At 62.3% G+C, this 17,538-nt stretch carries 20 protein-coding genes; 7 read left to right on the forward strand and 13 right to left on the reverse strand.

The features are described from left to right. Nucleotides 1-5: 5 nt before the first annotated feature. The gene (locus AArcSt11_RS09805) at nucleotides 6-974 is read right to left on the reverse strand and encodes a zinc metalloprotease (RefSeq protein WP_250596682.1); all 969 of its coding nucleotides are present in this window, start codon (nucleotides 972-974) and stop codon (nucleotides 6-8) included. Nucleotides 975-1,250: 276 nt separating this feature from the next. Here AArcSt11_RS09805 and AArcSt11_RS09810 point away from each other — a divergent pair, with 276 nt between their 5' ends. Continuing rightward, entirely contained in the window at nucleotides 1,251-1,853 is a 603-nt protein-coding gene (locus AArcSt11_RS09810; protein WP_250596684.1) for a J domain-containing protein, read from the forward strand. 2 nt (nucleotides 1,854-1,855) lie between these two features. On the opposite strand, the gene AArcSt11_RS09815 is transcribed toward AArcSt11_RS09810, so the two are convergent. Then, on the reverse strand, nucleotides 1,856-2,635 hold the full coding sequence (locus AArcSt11_RS09815) for a DUF7839 domain-containing protein (RefSeq protein ID WP_250596686.1): 780 nt from the start codon (nucleotides 2,633-2,635) through the stop codon (nucleotides 1,856-1,858). A gap of 141 nt (nucleotides 2,636-2,776) precedes the next feature. Between AArcSt11_RS09815 and artA the strand changes: the two genes are divergently transcribed. Next, nucleotides 2,777-3,718, forward strand: a complete 942-nt coding sequence (gene artA, locus AArcSt11_RS09820) for an archaeosortase A (protein ID WP_250596688.1) — start codon at nucleotides 2,777-2,779, stop codon at nucleotides 3,716-3,718. After that, a complete protein-coding gene (locus tag AArcSt11_RS09825) occupies nucleotides 3,702-4,400 on the forward strand; it encodes a metallophosphoesterase (protein ID WP_250596690.1) in 699 nt (232 codons plus the stop codon). Before artA ends, AArcSt11_RS09825 begins: the two co-directional genes overlap by 17 nt. Nucleotides 4,401-4,409: 9 nt before the next feature. Here the strand turns inward: AArcSt11_RS09825 and AArcSt11_RS09830 are convergent, their stop codons facing one another. Beyond that, the gene (locus AArcSt11_RS09830; RefSeq protein ID WP_250596691.1) at nucleotides 4,410-5,681 is read right to left on the reverse strand and encodes an NAD(P)/FAD-dependent oxidoreductase; all 1,272 of its coding nucleotides are present in this window, start codon (nucleotides 5,679-5,681) and stop codon (nucleotides 4,410-4,412) included. 136 nt (nucleotides 5,682-5,817) lie between these two features. Between AArcSt11_RS09830 and AArcSt11_RS09835 the strand changes: the two genes are divergently transcribed. Then, a complete protein-coding gene (locus AArcSt11_RS09835) occupies nucleotides 5,818-7,008 on the forward strand; it encodes a threonine synthase (RefSeq protein WP_250596692.1) in 1,191 nt (396 codons plus the stop codon). Here the strand turns inward: AArcSt11_RS09835 and AArcSt11_RS09840 are convergent. The 8 genes from AArcSt11_RS09840 to AArcSt11_RS09875 form a co-directional block, all read right to left on the reverse strand. After that, on the reverse strand, nucleotides 7,005-7,694 hold the full coding sequence (locus AArcSt11_RS09840) for an HD domain-containing protein (protein WP_250596693.1): 690 nt from the start codon (nucleotides 7,692-7,694) through the stop codon (nucleotides 7,005-7,007). The two genes, AArcSt11_RS09835 and AArcSt11_RS09840, sit on opposite strands and share 4 nt — an antisense overlap. Before the next feature lie 137 nt (nucleotides 7,695-7,831). Further along, nucleotides 7,832-8,620, reverse strand: coding sequence for a J domain-containing protein (locus AArcSt11_RS09845; protein ID WP_250596694.1), 789 nt, complete (start codon nucleotides 8,618-8,620; stop codon nucleotides 7,832-7,834). 89 nt (nucleotides 8,621-8,709) lie between these two features. Beyond that, nucleotides 8,710-9,558, reverse strand: coding sequence for an ABC transporter permease (locus tag AArcSt11_RS09850; RefSeq protein ID WP_250596695.1), 849 nt, complete (start codon nucleotides 9,556-9,558; stop codon nucleotides 8,710-8,712). A gap of 82 nt (nucleotides 9,559-9,640) precedes the next feature. Beyond that, nucleotides 9,641-10,690 carry a DNA-methyltransferase gene (locus AArcSt11_RS09855; RefSeq protein ID WP_250596697.1) on the reverse strand — a complete coding sequence of 350 codons (1,050 nt, stop codon included), beginning with the start codon at nucleotides 10,688-10,690 and terminating at the stop codon, nucleotides 9,641-9,643. A gap of 69 nt (nucleotides 10,691-10,759) precedes the next feature. Continuing rightward, on the reverse strand, nucleotides 10,760-11,536 hold the full coding sequence (locus AArcSt11_RS09860) for an SDR family oxidoreductase (protein ID WP_250596699.1): 777 nt from the start codon (nucleotides 11,534-11,536) through the stop codon (nucleotides 10,760-10,762). Beyond that, nucleotides 11,536-12,363, reverse strand: coding sequence for a hydroxyethylthiazole kinase (gene thiM, locus AArcSt11_RS09865; RefSeq protein ID WP_250596701.1), 828 nt, complete (start codon nucleotides 12,361-12,363; stop codon nucleotides 11,536-11,538). The genes AArcSt11_RS09860 and thiM overlap by 1 nt, the downstream gene beginning before the upstream one ends. Continuing rightward, the gene (gene thiE, locus AArcSt11_RS09870) at nucleotides 12,360-13,034 is read right to left on the reverse strand and encodes a thiamine phosphate synthase (RefSeq protein ID WP_250596704.1); all 675 of its coding nucleotides are present in this window, start codon (nucleotides 13,032-13,034) and stop codon (nucleotides 12,360-12,362) included. The genes thiM and thiE overlap by 4 nt, the downstream gene beginning before the upstream one ends. A gap of 214 nt (nucleotides 13,035-13,248) precedes the next feature. Further along, the gene (locus AArcSt11_RS09875) at nucleotides 13,249-13,656 is read right to left on the reverse strand and encodes a DUF4870 domain-containing protein (RefSeq protein ID WP_250596706.1); all 408 of its coding nucleotides are present in this window, start codon (nucleotides 13,654-13,656) and stop codon (nucleotides 13,249-13,251) included. Nucleotides 13,657-13,949: 293 nt separating this feature from the next. On the opposite strand from AArcSt11_RS09875, the gene AArcSt11_RS09880 reads away from it, so the two are divergent. Next, nucleotides 13,950-14,534 carry an FAD-dependent oxidoreductase gene (locus AArcSt11_RS09880; protein ID WP_250596708.1) on the forward strand — a complete coding sequence of 195 codons (585 nt, stop codon included), beginning with the start codon at nucleotides 13,950-13,952 and terminating at the stop codon, nucleotides 14,532-14,534. Between the two features lie 4 nt (nucleotides 14,535-14,538). Here the strand turns inward: AArcSt11_RS09880 and AArcSt11_RS09885 are convergent, their stop codons facing one another. Then, entirely contained in the window at nucleotides 14,539-15,882 is a 1,344-nt protein-coding gene (locus tag AArcSt11_RS09885; RefSeq protein WP_250596710.1) for an FAD-dependent oxidoreductase, read from the reverse strand. A gap of 82 nt (nucleotides 15,883-15,964) precedes the next feature. Further along, entirely contained in the window at nucleotides 15,965-16,519 is a 555-nt protein-coding gene (locus tag AArcSt11_RS09890) for a class I SAM-dependent methyltransferase (protein WP_250596712.1), read from the reverse strand. Nucleotides 16,520-16,750: 231 nt separating this feature from the next. Here AArcSt11_RS09890 and AArcSt11_RS09895 point away from each other — a divergent pair, with 231 nt between their 5' ends. Both AArcSt11_RS09895 and AArcSt11_RS09900 read left to right on the forward strand, forming a co-directional pair. Then, on the forward strand, nucleotides 16,751-17,164 hold the full coding sequence (locus AArcSt11_RS09895; protein ID WP_250596714.1) for a winged helix-turn-helix domain-containing protein: 414 nt from the start codon (nucleotides 16,751-16,753) through the stop codon (nucleotides 17,162-17,164). Further along, a complete protein-coding gene (locus AArcSt11_RS09900; protein WP_250596716.1) occupies nucleotides 17,157-17,525 on the forward strand; it encodes a hypothetical protein in 369 nt (122 codons plus the stop codon). Before AArcSt11_RS09895 ends, AArcSt11_RS09900 begins: the two co-directional genes overlap by 8 nt. The last annotated feature ends 13 nt before the right edge of the window (nucleotides 17,526-17,538 follow it).

Raw genomic sequence — 17,538 nt, forward strand, 5'->3', positions numbered from 1 at the left:
CCTGTTCACTGCAGCCCGAGCGCCTCAGCGAGAGTATACCCGACCTCGACGTCGTACTCCTGTGCGGCCTCGAATGCCTCTCTGGCCTCGTTCTGATACTGCTCAGCGTCGACGAGGCTGCCGTCGTCTCGTGCTTTGACCTCCTCTGCGAACAACCTCGCTGCCTCTCCGTAGTACCGAGTGAAGCTCTCGGCCTCGCCGAGCAACTCGACAGCACCGTCCGCTTCGATAGATTCGGCGTCTTCGCGCATCTCGACCAGTTCCGCGTGGGACCAGTCGTAGTGCTCTGCTGCCTGTTCGAACGGTTCTATGGCCGCTTCCCACTCCTGATCTCCGCGATATTCTATCCCCTCATTAAAGCGGCTCGTCCCCTCGTTGATCCGCCCCACCGTCTCACGATACCGCTCGTGGATGTCGACGCGCGTCTCGTAGTCCGGGATCCGGTCGGCCGGATCCGCGGACATGATCGACTGTGGCTCGTCGTCGTGGCCCAGTCCGAGCGTGTGGCCGAGTTCGTGTTTGATCGTGACGAGCGTGAGGTCGTCGGAAAACCCGTCCTTGATCTCGACGCGCGCAGTTTCGGGGGCGCTGCCGGTGATGACAGGCGCACACCCGACGGCCTCCTGATCGTGGCCCTCGACCGAACACGTCTGGACGTCCTCGACCAGTTCGACCACGATGTCAGCGTCCTCGTGATCATCAAGCGTCGGTTCGAAGGTGTACTCGATCTCGTAGCCCGCGTACTCCTCGCTGTGATCCTCCCAGTAAACCATGGCATCGAGCAGCAGCCCCTCGAACCCCTCCCTGCCGACCTCGGTCTGATCGTCGAGGGTAACGGTTACCGGTAGGTTGGCCCAGGGGCGATCGGGACCCGTCGCCGCGGAGATGCGCTCGCCAGCCTCTTCCAGTTCAGTGCAGCCAGCGGCCCCGGCACAGACAGCGCCGACGGAGAGCAGTAGTGTTCGGCGGTTCACGGTGGCTCCTAGAACTTGGCGAGGAGATAATTGAGTGTTGCGGCCGGGCTGTTCGACCGAATATCGACGTCGGCACCTTACTATTGAATTCGAAGTAATACACTACGGATTTCGAAGCTATTGACTACAGATATTGAAGTAATTTGCTTCGTATTTCGAAGTAAAATGCTTAGAAAATTGTAGTCTTGTGACTGTCGAATCCATCCGACCGCGTCTCAGATCTGGTATCGTTGCCGCGCCCGAGACGTTCATTAGTATCCAACGCGTATCCGGGGCGTGGTCTGGCAGACACTCGCTGCGCTCCCCGACTGGCTCGTCGCTGGCGTCGCCCTCGCGGGGGTGTTTTCGGTAATCGTGGCCGGGATCTTCCTCGCCGGACAGCGTCTGATACCGTCATCGACGGGCCAGCGAAAGCGACGAACCGACGGGAGTGGCGATGGGATGGCACGTCGCCGCGCCGAGATCAGACACTACTTCGATGCTATCGGAGAGCGCTACGAGGAGGGGCGGACAGTCGACGATCAGTACGTCGATTTTTACCTGCCGAGGCGGGGGGTTGCGGTGACGTTCGACGCGCACGTCTACTTCCAGCTCCGGTCGAACGATGTCGAAGCGGTGCTGGTCGAGCACGAACTGCCGGGCATTGCGCTCGGGAGCAGGCTCCCCTTCGAGACGCCAACCGTGACGATTGACCGATCCGAGGGCGTCCCAACCGGGGCCTTCACGGAACTGGGCCTATCGACAGACGCGGAGATCAAGGAGATCGAGCGGGCATACCGAAACCGTGTGATGGATGTCCACCCCGACCACGGCGGCGACAGCGAGGAGTTCAGACGATTACAGGAGGCATACGACGCCGCGAAAGAGCACGCGAGTTGACCCTATAGCTCCGACACTTCGTACCCGACTTCCGCATCCCGTAGCGCGTCCGTTACGCGCCCGACGTTGTCGGTGGTCGATGCCACGAGAACGTCCAGTCCCCGACTTGCGGCATCGACTGCAACCTCGCCAGCGGCGAACCGCGTGTCGATATCGACGTCTGCACCGCGCAGTGCGACGACCGCTTCGACGCCCGCAGCGGTCACGATATCGGCGCTCGACGAACGCTCGGCGAGTGCAGAAGAATCGACGGCACGGCTCCCGCCCGACCGGACCGGCGGGATCTGGAGAACGGTGACGTCACCGGGATCGAGATCGATGATCCCCTCGAAGCCGGTGACGCCAACGTCCTCACCCGCGTCCGCGTCCGTCGTTGCGACGCCGGTGGCTGGCCCCGATTCCCCCGGCGTCGCACGCAACAGGCCGTCTTCGACAGTTAACGTGACACTTTCACCCTCATCGATCACAGCAGCGGCAATCGCGGCGTCTTCCTGTACATTACCGAGGATATCTTCGGTGACGTGATCGGCGAAACGGCGCACGTCGGCTGCCTCGGAGAGGAGCCAGTCGACGCCCTCTTTGGTGATCCGATAGCGCGACCTGCCCTCCTTCTCAACGAGGTCATCGTCGACGAGCTCGCGGATATACTCGCTCACCGCCTGGCTCGTCACGCCGACGGCGTCGGCGATCTCGCCCTGACTTACCGCGGGTTGTCGGTCCGCTATTTCGACGAGGATGCGAAATCGTGTCGCGGACCGTTTGTTTTCGAGGACGTCGGACATATCCACACGGTTACCACGCAGCAGTAAAAAAACACCACGGTGTCGGCGTCTCACCCGACCGATCGGTCGTCATCGGCGGTCGTGTGTTGGCCGGTCCCGGTCCCGATAGGCCTATGTTTAAGCGGAGACTACCGGGGACCAGTGACAGTAGCTTCGAGTACCCCGCTCGTGGTCGACGCGTTCACGTCGTTCGATCCGACGGCCCACTTCGTCTGGGTCGCCATCGGTGCGTTCCTGCTGACGGCCGCACTCGACTTCGCGGGCAACAGGACACAGGCCCGGTACGCCGGCAGTGTTGCGTGGGCGCTGTTCGGCGTCTTCTGGCTGACGATGGTGCCGTACTTTTACTACGACGCGCAAAGCCCTCTCCAGACGATCCTCAGCCTCGCCGGACTACCACTGTGTGTCTACACCGGATATCTGCTGTACGGTGGGCGTGATTCGCTGTTGACCCTGACGCGTGCCGTCGGGTTGATGGGTATCATCTATCTGCCCTTCACGACGATCGAGCCGCTGAAGATGTGGCTCATCGAGACCGTGACGATCCAGTCTCACATGGGGATGCAACTGCTCGGCTACTCGCCGGGGATCGAGGAAGGAATGAACGGCTACCAGAGCCGTTTTGCGTTCGAGGGCTATTCGACGTACATCGTGCTGGCGTGCACCGGGATCGGGAGCATCTCGATCTTTGGGGGGCTGATCGCCGCAGTCCGCGCACCGCTTCGCCGAAAGCTCGCCGCGTTCGCGGTGGCAGTCGGCGTGATCTGGATCCTCAACCTCGCCCGGAACGTCTTCGTCGGCCTCGCCGCCCCGCTCGGCTGGTTCGATTACGGCGTCTTCAACACGATTACGGTGACGCTCGCGGGTGAAGGGATGCGAACCTCCTTTTTCGTCTCCCATCACCTGATCTCCCAGACGCTCTCGATCGTCGCGCTCGTCGGCATCACCCTGCTCGTCGTCCGCATCGTCCCCGAGCTGTTCGACGTGCTCGACGACCTGCTGTATATCCTGACCGGCGACGAGTACGATCTTCGCGCCGACCTCGGGATGGAGCCTGTTATGACGGATGGCGGGGACGACTGACCCGCAGGTCGGTCGGCGCTCCCTCTATTTCCCCGACGCCGACGCGCTCGTACTTGCTGACCTGCATATCGGCCGGGACGCCGCCTCGAACGTAGAGTTACCACTGGGCGAGCGTGGGGACCTGACCGAGCGTCTGGGGCAGCTGCTCGATGGCTTCGAGCCTGAAACTGTCGTCTTCGCGGGCGATATTCTGCACGCGTTCGACTCCGTGCCACTGCAGGCCGAGCGGACGCTCTCGACGCTCATTGAAACCGTCGAGAACACCGGTACGCGGCCGGTGCTGGTCGCCGGGAACCACGATCGGATGCTCGGTACAGTGTGGGACGGCGACACGGTCGAGGAACACTTGCTCGACGACGATCGGACTGTCGTCCTGCACGGGCACGAACCACCGACCGTAGACGCAGATCGGTACGTGATCGGTCACGACCATCCGGCCATCGAGATCGAGGGACAGCGTCGTCCGTGTCATCTCTTCGGTGAGGGCGTCTACGAGGGAAGTGACGTGTTCGTCCTGCCGGCGTTCAACAGGCTTGCACCGGGGATCCTTCTCAACCGGACACGCCAGTTAGGCTCCCCCCTCATCGACGATCCGGACGAGTTTCGGCCGATCGTCCGGGACGCCGACGCGGGAGAAACGTACCGGTTCCCGCCACTCTCCGAGTTCCGCCAGCTATTGTAAGAAAGAACGCTACAGTTCGCTCAGCACCGCCTGCGCCGCATCTTTGCCGCTTTCCATCGCCCCGTTGATCGAGGACCAGCGGGTGTACTCGCCCGCGAGGTAACATCGGCCCTCGGGCGCGTCGACGTTCGGCAGTTCCGACAGCGACCCGGGGGGTTGCTCGAACTGTGCGAAGGGGATCCGCTCGGTCCGGAGCAACTGGAAGTCGGGGAAGTTCTGCTCGGGATACCACGACGCGAGCGCCCGGCGAGTCAAGTCGTCGAGCCGTGCGTCGGCCTCCTCGCGGTCCCCGAGGAAGGTCGCACTGACCAGCTGTCGGTCGTCGGGCGCATGCTCGGGGGCGACCCCCGAGTTGACGAGCACCTGATTCGGCGCGTCGCTCTCGGCGTTGAGGATGAGCCGTTTGCCCGCGCCGAGATCCTTGCCCGCGGGCATCGAGTAGTACTGCGTGACACAGCCCCGGCCGGTGGTCGGGATGGACTCGACACCGGTTAGCTCCTGGGCGGTCGGCGGATCGGTCGCGACGATGACGGCGTCGGCGTCGCGGTCGTCCCCGTCGACAGTGACGGTCGCACCGTCGTCATCCGCCGCTATGGCCTCGACGTCGGCATCGAGCGTGATCGTTGCGCCCGATTCGCGCGCGTTATCGGCGAGTTGCTCCGGAATCGCCCCCATCCCCTCGGCGGGAACCGCGATCAGTCCCTCCGTTAGCATCTTGAAGGTGTACTCGAACACACGCGCGGAGTTCGAGAGCGATCGATCGAGCGTGATCCCCCCGTAGAATGGTGCGGCAAAGTTCTCGATGAACCCCTCGGAGAAGCCTCGATCGTCGAGATATTCACGGATCGACCGATCCGAGCCGCTGAAGATGGCGGTGTGGGACTTGTTGGCGAGTTCTCGGCGGAGTGTGAGGACGCGCAGTTTGTCCCGCGTTGTCACCTCACGGTTGAACAGCGAGTCCGTAAACGCCCCTGGATCGCGGAACGGATCCGACAGGATCGAGCGCTGGCCCTCGCGGGCGATACAGGCACCCGGCGTGAAGTGTCGCAGATCGAGCGCATCGAGGTCGAGTTCGCGCTGGACGGCCGGATAAGCGGTGAAAAGCACCTGAAAGCCCCGATCGAACGTATACCCGTCTTCGTGGACCGTCCGGACGCGCCCGCCGACCTCGTCGCGTCGTTCCAGCAGTTCGACGTCGACCCCGGTCTCGGCGAGATGGCGCGCCGCAACGAGTCCGGCAAGCCCGCCACCCCCGACGAGCACCCGCTTCGTATCTGACATGGGTTCTCGTTAGCACCCCCGGGTCAAAATTCTACACGTATCGGTCCGCGGCGGGCTGGGGTGGAGGTCGCCGCGCCAACACACCCGCTGTGAGCGGATGGACAGGGATTAGGCAATGCCGTCACAACCCGTGGGTATGGAAACCAGCCACGCGTTCAGCGGTCTGACGTGTCTCGACTGCGGGACGACGATTCCGGCCGACGAGGTGTCAGGGCGTTGTCCCGACTGCGGCGGCGTCCTCGACCCACAGTATGAGTACGACGCGATCGAGCTCGATCGGGCGACGCTCGACGACCGCACTGATCGCTCCCAGTGGCGCTACCGTGAGCTACTGCCGTTCACGCGCGAGAGCGCGGTCAGTCTCGACGAGGGCGGGACGCCACTGGTCGAGTGTCCACGGCTCGCTGACGAACTCGACGTCGGGCGCGTGCTCGTCAAGGACGACGGTCGGCTTCCGACGGGATCGACTGCGGATCGGGGCCAGTCCCTCGCGCTGACCGCCGCGGCGGGCCTCGACGTGACCGACGTTGCGCTCCCATCACCGGGCGCAAGCGCGCAGTCTGCGGCGGCGTACGCGGCGCGAGCGGGACTGGACTCCCACGCATTCGTCCCCTCTCGGACGCCCTTTACCAACAAGGCGATGATCAACGTCCACGGCGGTGACATGAACGTAATCGGCGGGCGCTTTGACGACGCTGTCGATGCCTTCGAGGATGCGATCGCCGAGGAGCCCTGGCACTCGCTGTCGGCCTTCGACACACCCTACCGTCACGAGGGACGGAAGACGGCGCTGTTCGAGATCGTCGAACAGCTCGACTGGACACTTCCGGATGCGATCGTTGCCCCAACAGGATCGGGCCTCTCGATTGCCGGACTGTACAAGGGGGCAAGAGAGCTGCGCGAGCTGGGGCTCGTTGACGACCTGCCCGCGCTGTACGCCGCACAGGCGGCGGGCTGTGCGCCGATCGTCGAGGCCTGGGGTGACGGAGAATCGGAGAGTTCGCCCGTCGAGCTCCCCGACACGATCTGTGGCGAGCTCGAAATTCCCGATCCGAACGGCTCGGCACACGTTCTCGACGCGCTGGCAGCGACCGACGGCGGTGCCGTCTCCGTCGAGGATCCGGAGATCCTCGAAAGCGCCGTCACGGCGGCGTCAAGCGAAGGCCTCGAAGTCGGGACGAGTACGGGTGCGGCGCTGGGCGGGACGTGGCGACTCGCCGAGCGGGATACACTGGCCGAAGACGACTGTGTGGTCGTCCTCAATACTGGGGCCGGAAGCAAAGATGACGACGTGCTCCGGAGCCACCTGATGGGCCAGGGGATCTAGGGGTCGATCTCGTCGAGATCGATCGCGGCGACCTCGTCATCGAGCCATTCGCTGAACCAGCGGACTCGTTTGAGCCGCCGATGGGCGATATCCTGGGCCGTCTCGCTTTCGACCCGGTCGGCGGCGTTCTGGCCACGTTCGAGCACCCGTTCGACCATCTCGGCAGTATCCATGTGCGTGCGAGCCTCGTAACCCATCCGTAACAGCATCAGTGCCGTTCCGTTCGCACCGATCTTGTCGAGCAGGTCGGCCTCGATGAGACACTGCGTTTCGAGGGGTAGATCCTCGACCGATCCCTGATAGGAGTGGTCCCGGACGGCCCGACAGACGCTCTCGACGAAGGATTCGGGATAGTCCCCGTGTGCTTCCAGATACTTGCGTGCAACTCTCGCACCTTCCTCGGCGTGGACATCCTGCTCGGCGTCGAGCTTCGCGATGTCGTGAAAGAGCGCTGCGACACGGGCGATGTCGACGTCTGCACCCTCCTTGCGCGCGATTTCCGTCGACAGCTCAACGACGTTCAGGATGTGGTTGTGCCGATACTCCGCGCTGTGCCACGGATACCACCGCATCCGTCCACCTTCGTCCTCGTTTTGCACGCTCGCCGAGAGATACTCGAAGACGAAATCGGCCATGTCCGCGAACTCCTCTTCAGAGACGCGGGACTCCTTGATTTCAACCCCCACAGAACCACCTCGAAAGAGCACGACTGATGTTCATGTTAGTAGCACAAAGGTTCGTTCGACTCTTTAGCGTTACGTATACCAGAGAGATGGATACGCAGACTGTTCGAGGAGAGCCAGTATCCGGCTGTCGGAGCCACTCAGAACGGTCGTTCGGCGAGCTGTGACCGCGCTGTCGAGTCAATATCGAACACGAACTGCTCACTCTCGGTGCGCCCGGCACTCGACATGTGTGTGCCAAGGGGTTGTTCGTACGTGATCCGATCAATCTCGACGTCATCGGGGAGATCGTCGGCCACCACGACAGCTCTCACCGCTTCGCCGGGGTCGAGGTCGACGGTCGATCCTTTCCAGTCTGCCGGAAGCACGGTATCCGATGCCCGGTGCGATCCGGATGGTCCGTACTGCTCATTGTCCGTGCCGACAAAGGTCACCCTCCGATTTCCCCGCCAGCGCAGTTGGCGGTCGCTCGTGTTCTCGACGGTGAACCAGGCGAGCGGTCGGCGGGGGTCGACATCCCCCGTGTTCCACGTGATTCCAGTGAGCTCTGTCTTCCTCACCAGCGAGACGAGCGTGAGCGTGAGATGCTCGCCGTCGATTTCGAGTCCGACACCTGCACAACATGGCGTCGACTCTGCGCGGGACCGGTCGTGCTCTGTCCCGTCGTTTGCGAGTCGCCAGTTGACGTTCTGGGTCCGTGTCGTCGCACCACCGTCGGTCGTCGCGGTTTTCGAGGAGACTGATTGTGCTGCAGTTGCTCGATCCTGCCGGCTCTGGATCGCCTCGTAAGCACGCTTGACGCGCAGAAACGCGTCCATCGAACCCCCCTGATCCGGATGATGCTCTTTTAACAGCGACCGGTACGCCGATCTGACGGTCTTCTGATCGACGTCGGGCTCCAGATCGAGGACGGTGTACGGACGCTCCATCTTGTTTGTTTATTGAATCACCACACAAAAATATCTTTTGGATGCGTTGGTAAATGTTGTAGAAAGCCTACATATTCCGAGATGACAGATCAGACAAAGCCGAACACGAACGCTAGCCCCATCACGACCAGCACGATCGCGGTAATCGTCGGCAGGTACGGCGTGTAGCGCTCGACCGTTTCCCTGTAATGCTCATAGCCCGCGATAAGCAGGAGTGTCGGGGCAAGAATCGCGCCAATAACGGCCAGCGAGTAGATGACCATTAGTTCGAGACAGAACGTCGTCCCCGCACAGATCGCGAGGATCTGGATCGGCTCCTCGTGAGCGAAGCCGAGCAACAGGGCCGTCGACCCGAGCGTGAACAGCCCTTGCTGGGCGTGGGACTCGTCGAGATGCTGGTGTCCACCGCCACCGGGGAGGTACGAGCGGATCTGTCCGACGATCCCGGCGTCCTCTTCGTGGTCGTGGTGGGCTGGGTGATCGTGATCACTATCGTGATGGTGTTCTTCGTGGTGGCTTTCGTGTTCCTCGTGGTGGCTTTCGTGTTCCTCGTGGTGGCTTTCGTGTTCCTCGTGGTGGCTTTCGTGTTCCTCGTGGTGGCCTTCGTGGTCGTGGTCACCGTCGTGAATGTGTCCATCGCCATGTCCACCGTTGATGTACTCGTTGATACCGAGCAAGATCAGCAGGGTGCCGGCGAGGACCCCCATCCATGGCCCCTCAGCGAATTCGGCGAATCTACTCACCCAGAAGTACGCGAGCACGAGCGCGACGCTGCTGACGAGATGACCGGTGCCGAGGATCAGTCCGGCAGCGACGCCGTGTAACCACTTCCGGCGCTTGTCAAGCGCGTAGGTCGCTGCGATCGGCCAGCCGTGGTCGGGTAACACGCCGTGGACGATGCCCAGGCCGATCACACCGGCCACCAGTCCGAGTTCCATACTGGACTGTCAATTCTCCCCGTTTAAGCAGGTTGTTACTACCGGATCGGGCGTTCCGTAATACGATTTGCAGAGGATCGTGTCAGGATCGGTCGTCGAGTGGTTGATGCGTGGCACGGTACGTACCGTCGGATTCCGCCACATCCGTTACCCGGTAGAGACGGAGCTTCTGTTCCTGTTTCGTCGTCACCGGGAACTCGTAGTGGTCGGCCTCGTACTCGAAGCTCTCGCCCTCGTCCCGTCGATCCGCGACGAACTGGCGGTGATCGTCGAGACGCTCTCGGCCGATTACCTCGGAGAGCTCCGGCACTCGCCCGACCTGCTCGTCGAACAGACGGACGAACTCGCGGTCGAGTTCGTAGCCGACCGAGTTTCGACCGGCGACCATCGCGGCGAGGCTCGTCGTCCCCGTCCCCCAGAACGGATCCAGCACTGTATCGCCGTAGACGCTGTACATCGAAATCAGCCGATACGGGATCTCGAAGGGATACGCCGCCGACCGATTCCGGAGTTCGTCGTCGTTGAGTGCCTGTCCGCGACCGGTAATATCCGTCCAGACGTCCGAGAACCACTGATTGCGCTCCTCCCAGAAGTACGCCGCCTCGTACCGGCGGTCCGCGCCGGGCTCGAACGACCGACTCTCGACGCCATTGCGAAAGACGAGCACGTACTCGTGTTCGAGCGTGACGTAGGCGTTCGGGGGTACCATACCGCTGCCCATGAATTTCGTGCCCGAGTTGACCGGCTTGCGCCAGAGCAACTCGGGCAAGGGCTCGAAACCCCGCTGCTCGAAGGCGTCGACGATCCGCGAGTGGTTCGGGTAGACGCGAAAACTGTCGTCGACCTTGCGCGTCGCGTCGCCGACGTTGATACAGGCGATACCGCCGTCGACGAGCACCCGCCGGAGTTCCGCCCAGACATCGTCGAGTACCGTGTGCATAGCATCGAACGCCGCCTGTCCGTCGCCCGCGTCGAGGTGGTCGCCAACGTCGGACTGCAACTCGGCGAACAGCCCATCCCACATCTCTACCATCGGATACGGCGGCGACGTGACGACGAGCTCGACCGAATCGTCGTCGAGTTCGGACAGCTCCCGTGAGTCCCCCACGACGACGCGATGACGAGTCTCCATTACGCGCTACTGGTCGCCCGCTCGTAATCAGGCTTTGGCAACCGGTTGCCCGGGAAGCGGTCACCGCGATCAGAACCGCTCATAGATGTCGCGCTGGAAGAGATCGAGTTCGGTGACTGCAGCCGGAGCGTCCTGTCTGGCAGCCGTGACGATGGCGTCCGCGACGTCCTCGGCGGCGAGTTCTTCGTCGGGGTCCAGTCGCTCGGCGTTGGTCCGATCGCGGCGCTCGCGTGCGAACTCCGTCGGGACGCCCGAGGGATTGATCAGCGAGACTGCGACCCCCTCCGGACCAACGCGTCCCGCGAGGCTGTGAGCGAATCCGCGGAGCCACCACTTCGAGGCGGCGTAGATCGGCGTCGACGTGCTCGGGTACTTTCCTTTGAAACTGCCGACGAAGACGAGCGTACCGTCCGTGTCCCGGAGCGGGTCGAGCGCCGCGCGCGCAGTATAAAAGGCCCCATCGACGTTCGTCGCCCGAACTGCGTGGTACTCCTCCAGTGGGATCTCGTCGATCGGCCGGTTCCGCCGTTCGCCTGTCCCGGCATTGACGACGGCGACGTCAAGGCGTCCGAACCGCTCGACGGTAGCGTCAACCAGGGACTGGACGGCGTGTGGATCGGTTACGTCGGTCGGCACGACCCGCGTCTCGGCTCCGTGCTCGGATGCGATCGCGTCTGCTACGCTCCGAAGATCGCTCTCGGTTCTTGCGGCAAGCACGACATCGTACCCCTCGCCAGCGAGTCGGGACGCCGTGGCTCGGCCGATGCCGCGGCTGGCTCCGGTAACGAGTGCGACCTGATCGGGATCGCCATGATCGGCAGTGGGGCGGTCGGAATCGCTCCCCATCAGCTATCCGCGGACAGTACCTGCCTCACGCGTTCGGCCGCCGGTTCGTGCTCGGTGTCACGAATGCCAGCGACGGCGTCTTTGAACGCGACGTTGTAGCTTCCGGGGCCGTGTACATCGCCGAACGCGCCGTTCGCGGCGGCCTCCCCGGCCAGTCCGAACGCGACGGTTGCGGCCAGCGCCGCCTCCTCGACGTCTTCGATTGCCCCCGCAAACGTCGCTACGGACGCTCCGAGCATACAGCCAGTGCCGACGACCGTCCCCATGTCGGGATGGCCTGCTGTAACCTCGTAGGCCCGCTCTCCGCTCGCGACGACATCCGTTTCGCCCGACGCGACGACGACGGTATCGTACTGCTGGGCGCAGGCGATTGCGGTTGTCGCGATGTCACTGTACTCGCCGATGGATTCGACACCGCGAACGTCGGCGTCCTCGCCTGTGAGAGCTGTGATCTCGCCGTAGTTACCCTTGATCGCGGCGATGTCCAGTTCGCTCGCAAGTCGCTCGGCGACCCGGTCGCGAGTCGGGGTCGCACCGACACCGACTGGGTCGAGAACGACTGGGACATCGTTCTCGTTCGCGGACTCGCCCGCCTCGACCATCGTCGCTTCCCCTTCCTCGCTGACGGTTCCCATGTTGAGCAGGCAGCCCTGGGCGGCGGCGACCATGTCGCCGACCTCCCGTTCGTCGTCGGACATCACCGGCAGCCCGCCCCAGTGCAGAATTATCTGGGCGACGTCGTTGACGGTGACGTTGTTCGTGACGGCGTTGACGAGCGGTGAACCCTCCGCCACCGCGGCGAGCGCGTCGTCAAGGTCGACTGTCATGCCGACCCCTCCACGGCTGGGTCGTCAGCACGCCGACGTTTCCCGCTCCGTACGGCCTCCGCGAGCGCTCGCGTCGCATCCTCCGGATCGTCAGCCGCGGTGATCGCCGAGATGACGGCGACGCCGTCGGCCCCGGCCTCGACCACATCTGCTGCGCGACCGGGCGTGACGCCGCCGATACCGACGATCGGGATATCGACTGCCTCGGCGATTTCCGTGAGTGTGTCGAGGCCGATCGCCTGCTCGTCCGCGTCGACGTCCTTGGAACTCGTCGCGTAGACTGCGCCGACGCCGAGGTAGTCCGCGCCGTTCTCTTCGGCTGTTGCGGCGGCGGCGACTGTCGAGACGGAGCGACCGATAATCGCGTCCTCGCCTAGCTGGTCGCGGGCTGGGGCTACAGGGAGGTCGTCATCGCCGAGGTGGACGCCGTCAGCCTCTGCGGCGACCGCCACGTCAACCCGATCGTTGACGACGAGCGCCACGCCTGCGTCGGCAGTTGGTTCGCGGAGCTCTCGGGTAATCGCGAGCTGATCGGCCGCGCTCCGGTGTTTCTCCCGGACCTGCACGATATCAATGCCGCCAGCGATTGCAGCATCGACGATCTCGGTCGTAGTTCGGCCCGCCGAGAGGTCTTCCTGTGTCACGAGATAGGTGTCGAGGGTGACGCTCATTGTACGCCTCGGCTACGTACCACGCGGTTTTACTACTGGCGATTCCGCGCGCGTCGGATCCCGATGTGGTTGACGCGGGCGGTTCCGCTGGACCGGCAGTGAAAACTCCCCTGTCCATCTGGATTCTCTGTCGGTTGCGTTTCGTGAGTATTTGAAGATGTGTTGTAACGGTTGTACTGAATATAGTGGGTTAATGCAGTACTCACACTGGTGATCAAGAAACGAGATCAAGCGTAAGCGGGTACTCGTACACTTGATCATTGCTCGCCTGGATGATCGCGATGATAATCAGGATAAAATACGCGATCATCAATACTGGGAAGAGAACGAGTCCGACAAGCAGTAGGATCGAAAGTGCAGCGCCAATCAACAACAGCGTCCACGTTATCTGGAAGTTCACCGCTTGCTTGCCGTTTTCGTCGACGAACGGGCCTTCATCTTTTTTGATTGCCCACACGACAAGTGGCCCAAGAATGTTTCCTAGTGGGATGAAAAAGCCGATGAACGCCACCGCATGAACGACGACGCCCCATGTCCGCTCTTCACCACTTACGTCGTGCCTGAATGCTTCATCCCCGGTGGTATCATCGGGACCGTCTATGCTGTCCGGGCCTGAACTCATACACACTACATCAACCACCCGAAAGAAAAAACCACGCGTGACTCAAACTGGAATTGTAGTCTTTCAGTATCGAGAAGGGACGAAAAGACCCACGCCTGTAGTTGTGGTGAGATGTGACTTTTCCCCACCCTACTCGCTCACGGCTGCTGCCAGTCGTATCGTGAAGAAGAGAACTCACAGCCTACATCCGGCCAAACCGTGTCACTACCGCTGATCCGTTTCTGGTGATCGCAATACTCCGGTACGGTGAGTGTTACTGCCACGTTAAAGTAAGCATCTACCATAAAGACGGTATGACGAACATAGCAATCGTCGGCGGTGGACCAGCGGGACTCAGCGCAGCCCTGTTCGTACGAAAAAACGGACTGGACGCAGTCGTCTTCGATACGGACGAGACGTGGATGCACAAGGCACATCTGTTCAACTACCTCGGTATCGGCTCGGTCGGCGGGAGCGAGTTCATGGCGACGGCCCGACAACAGGTTGACGACTTCGGCGTCGACCGCCGGCAGGGCGAAGAAGTGACAGACGTCTCCGAGAACGGGGACGGTTTCACTGTAACGACCGAAGAGGATGAGATTCAGGCGGACTACGTCGTGCTTGCGACCGGAGCCAACCGCGACCTGGCAGCGGAGCTCGGTTGCGAATTCGACGACGACGGGACAGTTGCAGTCGACATTACGATGGAAACCAGCGTCGAGGACGCCTATGCGACCGGCGCGATGCCCCGCGCCGAGGAGTGGCAAGCGGCGATCTCGGTCGGTGATGGCGCAGCGGCGGCGCTCAATATCCTGTCGAAGGAGAAAGGCGAGCACTACCACGACTTCGACGTACCGGCGGATGCGGAGGCAGTGTTCAGCGGTATGAGCGACGAGTAGCAGCCTACAGTTTTCCGGCGAGCACTTTCGCGGCCGTAAGCACAGGGTCCCAGACCGGACTGAACGGCGGCGCGTAGGCGAGATCGAGGTTCTGTAGCTCCGTGACGGTGAGCCCGGAGCCGAGGGCGGTCGCGACGGTGTCGATCCGCTTGACGCCGTCCGCACCGACCATGCTGGCACCCAGTACCCGGCCTGTCTCTCGATCGGCGATAAGCGTCACCGTGAGTTCCGAGCCGCCCGGATAGTAGTGTGGGCGCGTCGGTGCGTCGATCGTCACCGAGACGGGGTCGAAGCCGGCCTCACGGGCCCGTTCCTCGTCGAGTACCCCTGTCCGGGCCGCGCCGAGATCGAACGCCTTGACAATCGCCGTCCCGGCCGTCCCGCCAGTCTCGGTCGGGTCGCCTGCGACCGTGGTCCCGATCGCCCGCCCGGCGCGGTTGGCCGTCAGTGCCAGTGGGACGTGATCTGGGTCGCCGGTGACGACGTTCTCCGCTTCCGCACAATCCCCTGCCGCGTACACATCCGCGTAGTTCGTCCGACCGTACTCGTCGGTCGCGATCGCGCCGGTCGGGCCGAGTTCGATCCCGGCCTGCTCGGCAAGCTCGACGTTCGGAGCGACGCCCACGCCGACGATGACGAGGTCGGCGTCGTCGACGCCGCCATCGTGCTCGATCCCCGCGACCGTCTCCTCACCGATGAACCCTTCTACGGCCGTGTCGAGGTGAAGATCGACACCGTGCTCCCGGAGGTGATCTTCGACGGTCAGGGCCGTCTCCTCGCCGAACGGCTGGAGGGTACGTGGGAGCATCTCGTAGATCGAGACATCGAGTCCCCGCTCAGTGAGGGCCTCGGCCATCTCGACGCCGACGTAGCCCCCGCCGACGATCGCTGCACTGGCTGGCTTCGCGTTCGAGACGTAGCGCTGGATCGCCGCAGCCTCGTCCATGCTCCGGAGCGTGAACACGCCGTCCAGATCGAGGCCGTCGAACGGCGGCTCGATCGCTCGCGCGCCCGTCCCGATCAAAAGCGAGTGATAGGGCTGGTCGAACGTCTCCTCGTCCGTGCTGACGGTGACGGTCTGTGCCGTCGGATCGATGCCGACGACCTCGTGGGCCGTTCTGAGGTCGATGTCACGCTGGTCCCGAAACGTTTCGGGCTTGACCGCGACGAGATCGTCGAGCTCGCCGACCTCGCCTTTCACGTAGTACGGCATCCCACACGCGGCGTAGGAAACCCACTCACCCTGTTCGAACACGATCACATCGAGATCCGGTGCCTCACGTCTGGCCTTACTTGCAGCACTCATCCCCGCGGCGTCGCCACCGATGATCACAAACGGATGGTCCATACCAGAGGATACGGCAACCAGTGTGTAAAGTATTTCGCAGGACATACAATACTACTCGGCCACGTGCCGTATCGAAAGGGGGTCAGCGCTGGGCGACGACAGCAAGTGTTTCGGGGCGGTCGTGGACGCGTTCGATGGTGAAACCAGCAGTCTCGAACTGTTCACGGACGTCGTCCGGGCCGAATCGCTCTTCGATCGGTGGTCCGTCCTCACCCGTGCCGGTTGCCGACCAGTCAACGGTCACCATTCGCCCGCCGGGACGGATCACGCGGGCCAGTTCGGCGATCGTCTCGTCGTCCGCGTACTCGTGATGGGTCATCGTCGAGTACGCAGCGTCGAGTTCGCTATCGTCGAACGGGAGCGCGCCGACGTTCGCAGCAACCAGCTCGACGTTAGCGGCGACCCCTTTCTCGCGGTAGTGTTCGTGCATCTCTGACTGGAGATCGACTCCGTACACGGTTTCGACGAACGGCGCAACCTCCTCGGTGTAGAACCCCGTCCCCGATCCCAGGTCCGCGACGACGGCGTCGGCTGTCGGGGCGAGCATCTCGATCAGCTCTTCGCGGGAACAGAAACGATAGCGCGTCGGATCTTCGAGCGCATCCGCGCGGTCGACGGGGAACGTATGAAATCCCATGTTATGGACTTGTGTGGTGGACGCAAAAGTGTGTCCGTTCACTGTGTCTGTTCAGGGTTCGTTGAAATCCTTAATCAGTGATAGGTTCCATGCGTCATGCTGAATATAGCGGTTCTACTCAGCAACCGACGGACCCTCTATTCACGTCAAAGCAACTGAATCGGCTGTTAGGTAGCCCTGCAAGTTGACCGAAACACACTTATGACACAACCGACTACATTTGGGTACAACATGCCAGTGCTCCTCGAAGACCACGACCCCGATCTCAACCTTCGGCCAGGAACCACAAAGTCAGACATCGTAGCGTACCTGTACCAAAATCCCAAGTGGGGATACTCCCCGCAGGACCTCAAGGAAGCCCTCAACATTCCCCGCGGAACCGCGACAACCACACTCAAACGTCTCTACGACGACGGCTACATCGGGAAAACGGACGATGGGTACTACTATGCGCTGAGCGAACGGGAAGACATCCGTCGGTACATCTCTAGTCTCAACCAAGTCAATCGGATGTTCGGTCACCACCGCGATGCGGACGCTACCCCCGAAAAACCAGAGAAGCAAATCGGTGAGGGTCGCACTGACGAGGAACTCGATGCAGAACTCGCAGAGTTGGAAGACGGTATGGGAGATTTGAATGAGTAAACTATCGGCAGGAGATGTTTGCTGGGCACAAGACCCAACAGATGCCCATCCTCAGAGACCGATCGTCGTTTTAGCTCACGACACGCATCCGTTCAGTGCCACTGATTGTACTGTGATGTGTGTTGGGACAAGCGCCGGGAAATATCAACAAACCACACCTGAAGTTAAAGACGAGCACCTCAACGGCATCTCATTCAACGACACGTCGTACCTGATGCCATGGGCATTATACACAATCGCACCGGGGTCAATAATGAACGGAAAGACAAAAGGAGAGCTGACAGCGGATGGGCGAAGGCTGGTGAAAAAGTCACTCATCGGCTGCGTTGAATCACTAGATAGCGGCGGAACGAGTCAGTAAATCAAAGGAGTTG

Source organism: Natranaeroarchaeum aerophilus, assembly GCF_023638055.1.
Classification (GTDB): Archaea; Halobacteriota; Halobacteria; order Halobacteriales; family Natronoarchaeaceae; genus Natranaeroarchaeum; species Natranaeroarchaeum aerophilum.

Excerpts from the sequence above, each read along its gene's own strand:
- thiE (WP_250596704.1), bottom strand. The coding sequence starts at position 13,034 with ATGAGCGTCACCCTCGACACCTATCTCGTGACACAGGAAGACCTCTCG.
- AArcSt11_RS09850 (WP_250596695.1), bottom strand. The coding sequence starts at position 9,558 with ATGGAACTCGGACTGGTGGCCGGTGTGATCGGCCTGGGCATCGTCCAC.
- AArcSt11_RS09890 (WP_250596712.1), bottom strand. The coding sequence starts at position 16,519 with ATGGGATTTCATACGTTCCCCGTCGACCGCGCGGATGCGCTCGAAGAT.
- AArcSt11_RS09880 (WP_250596708.1), top strand. The coding sequence starts at position 13,950 with ATGACGAACATAGCAATCGTCGGCGGTGGACCAGCGGGACTCAGCGCA.
- AArcSt11_RS09830 (WP_250596691.1), bottom strand. The coding sequence starts at position 5,681 with ATGTCAGATACGAAGCGGGTGCTCGTCGGGGGTGGCGGGCTTGCCGGA.
- AArcSt11_RS09860 (WP_250596699.1), bottom strand. The coding sequence starts at position 11,536 with ATGGGGAGCGATTCCGACCGCCCCACTGCCGATCATGGCGATCCCGAT.
- AArcSt11_RS09845 (WP_250596694.1), bottom strand. The coding sequence starts at position 8,620 with ATGGAGCGTCCGTACACCGTCCTCGATCTGGAGCCCGACGTCGATCAG.
- thiM (WP_250596701.1), bottom strand. The coding sequence starts at position 12,363 with ATGACAGTCGACCTTGACGACGCGCTCGCCGCGGTGGCGGAGGGTTCA.
- AArcSt11_RS09895 (WP_250596714.1), top strand. The coding sequence starts at position 16,751 with ATGCCAGTGCTCCTCGAAGACCACGACCCCGATCTCAACCTTCGGCCA.
- AArcSt11_RS09875 (WP_250596706.1), bottom strand. The coding sequence starts at position 13,656 with ATGAGTTCAGGCCCGGACAGCATAGACGGTCCCGATGATACCACCGGG.
- AArcSt11_RS09835 (WP_250596692.1), top strand. The coding sequence starts at position 5,818 with ATGGAAACCAGCCACGCGTTCAGCGGTCTGACGTGTCTCGACTGCGGG.
- AArcSt11_RS09825 (WP_250596690.1), top strand. The coding sequence starts at position 3,702 with ATGGCGGGGACGACTGACCCGCAGGTCGGTCGGCGCTCCCTCTATTTC.
- AArcSt11_RS09900 (WP_250596716.1), top strand. The coding sequence starts at position 17,157 with ATGAGTAAACTATCGGCAGGAGATGTTTGCTGGGCACAAGACCCAACA.
- AArcSt11_RS09815 (WP_250596686.1), bottom strand. The coding sequence starts at position 2,635 with ATGTCCGACGTCCTCGAAAACAAACGGTCCGCGACACGATTTCGCATC.
- AArcSt11_RS09855 (WP_250596697.1), bottom strand. The coding sequence starts at position 10,690 with ATGGAGACTCGTCATCGCGTCGTCGTGGGGGACTCACGGGAGCTGTCC.
- AArcSt11_RS09885 (WP_250596710.1), bottom strand. The coding sequence starts at position 15,882 with ATGGACCATCCGTTTGTGATCATCGGTGGCGACGCCGCGGGGATGAGT.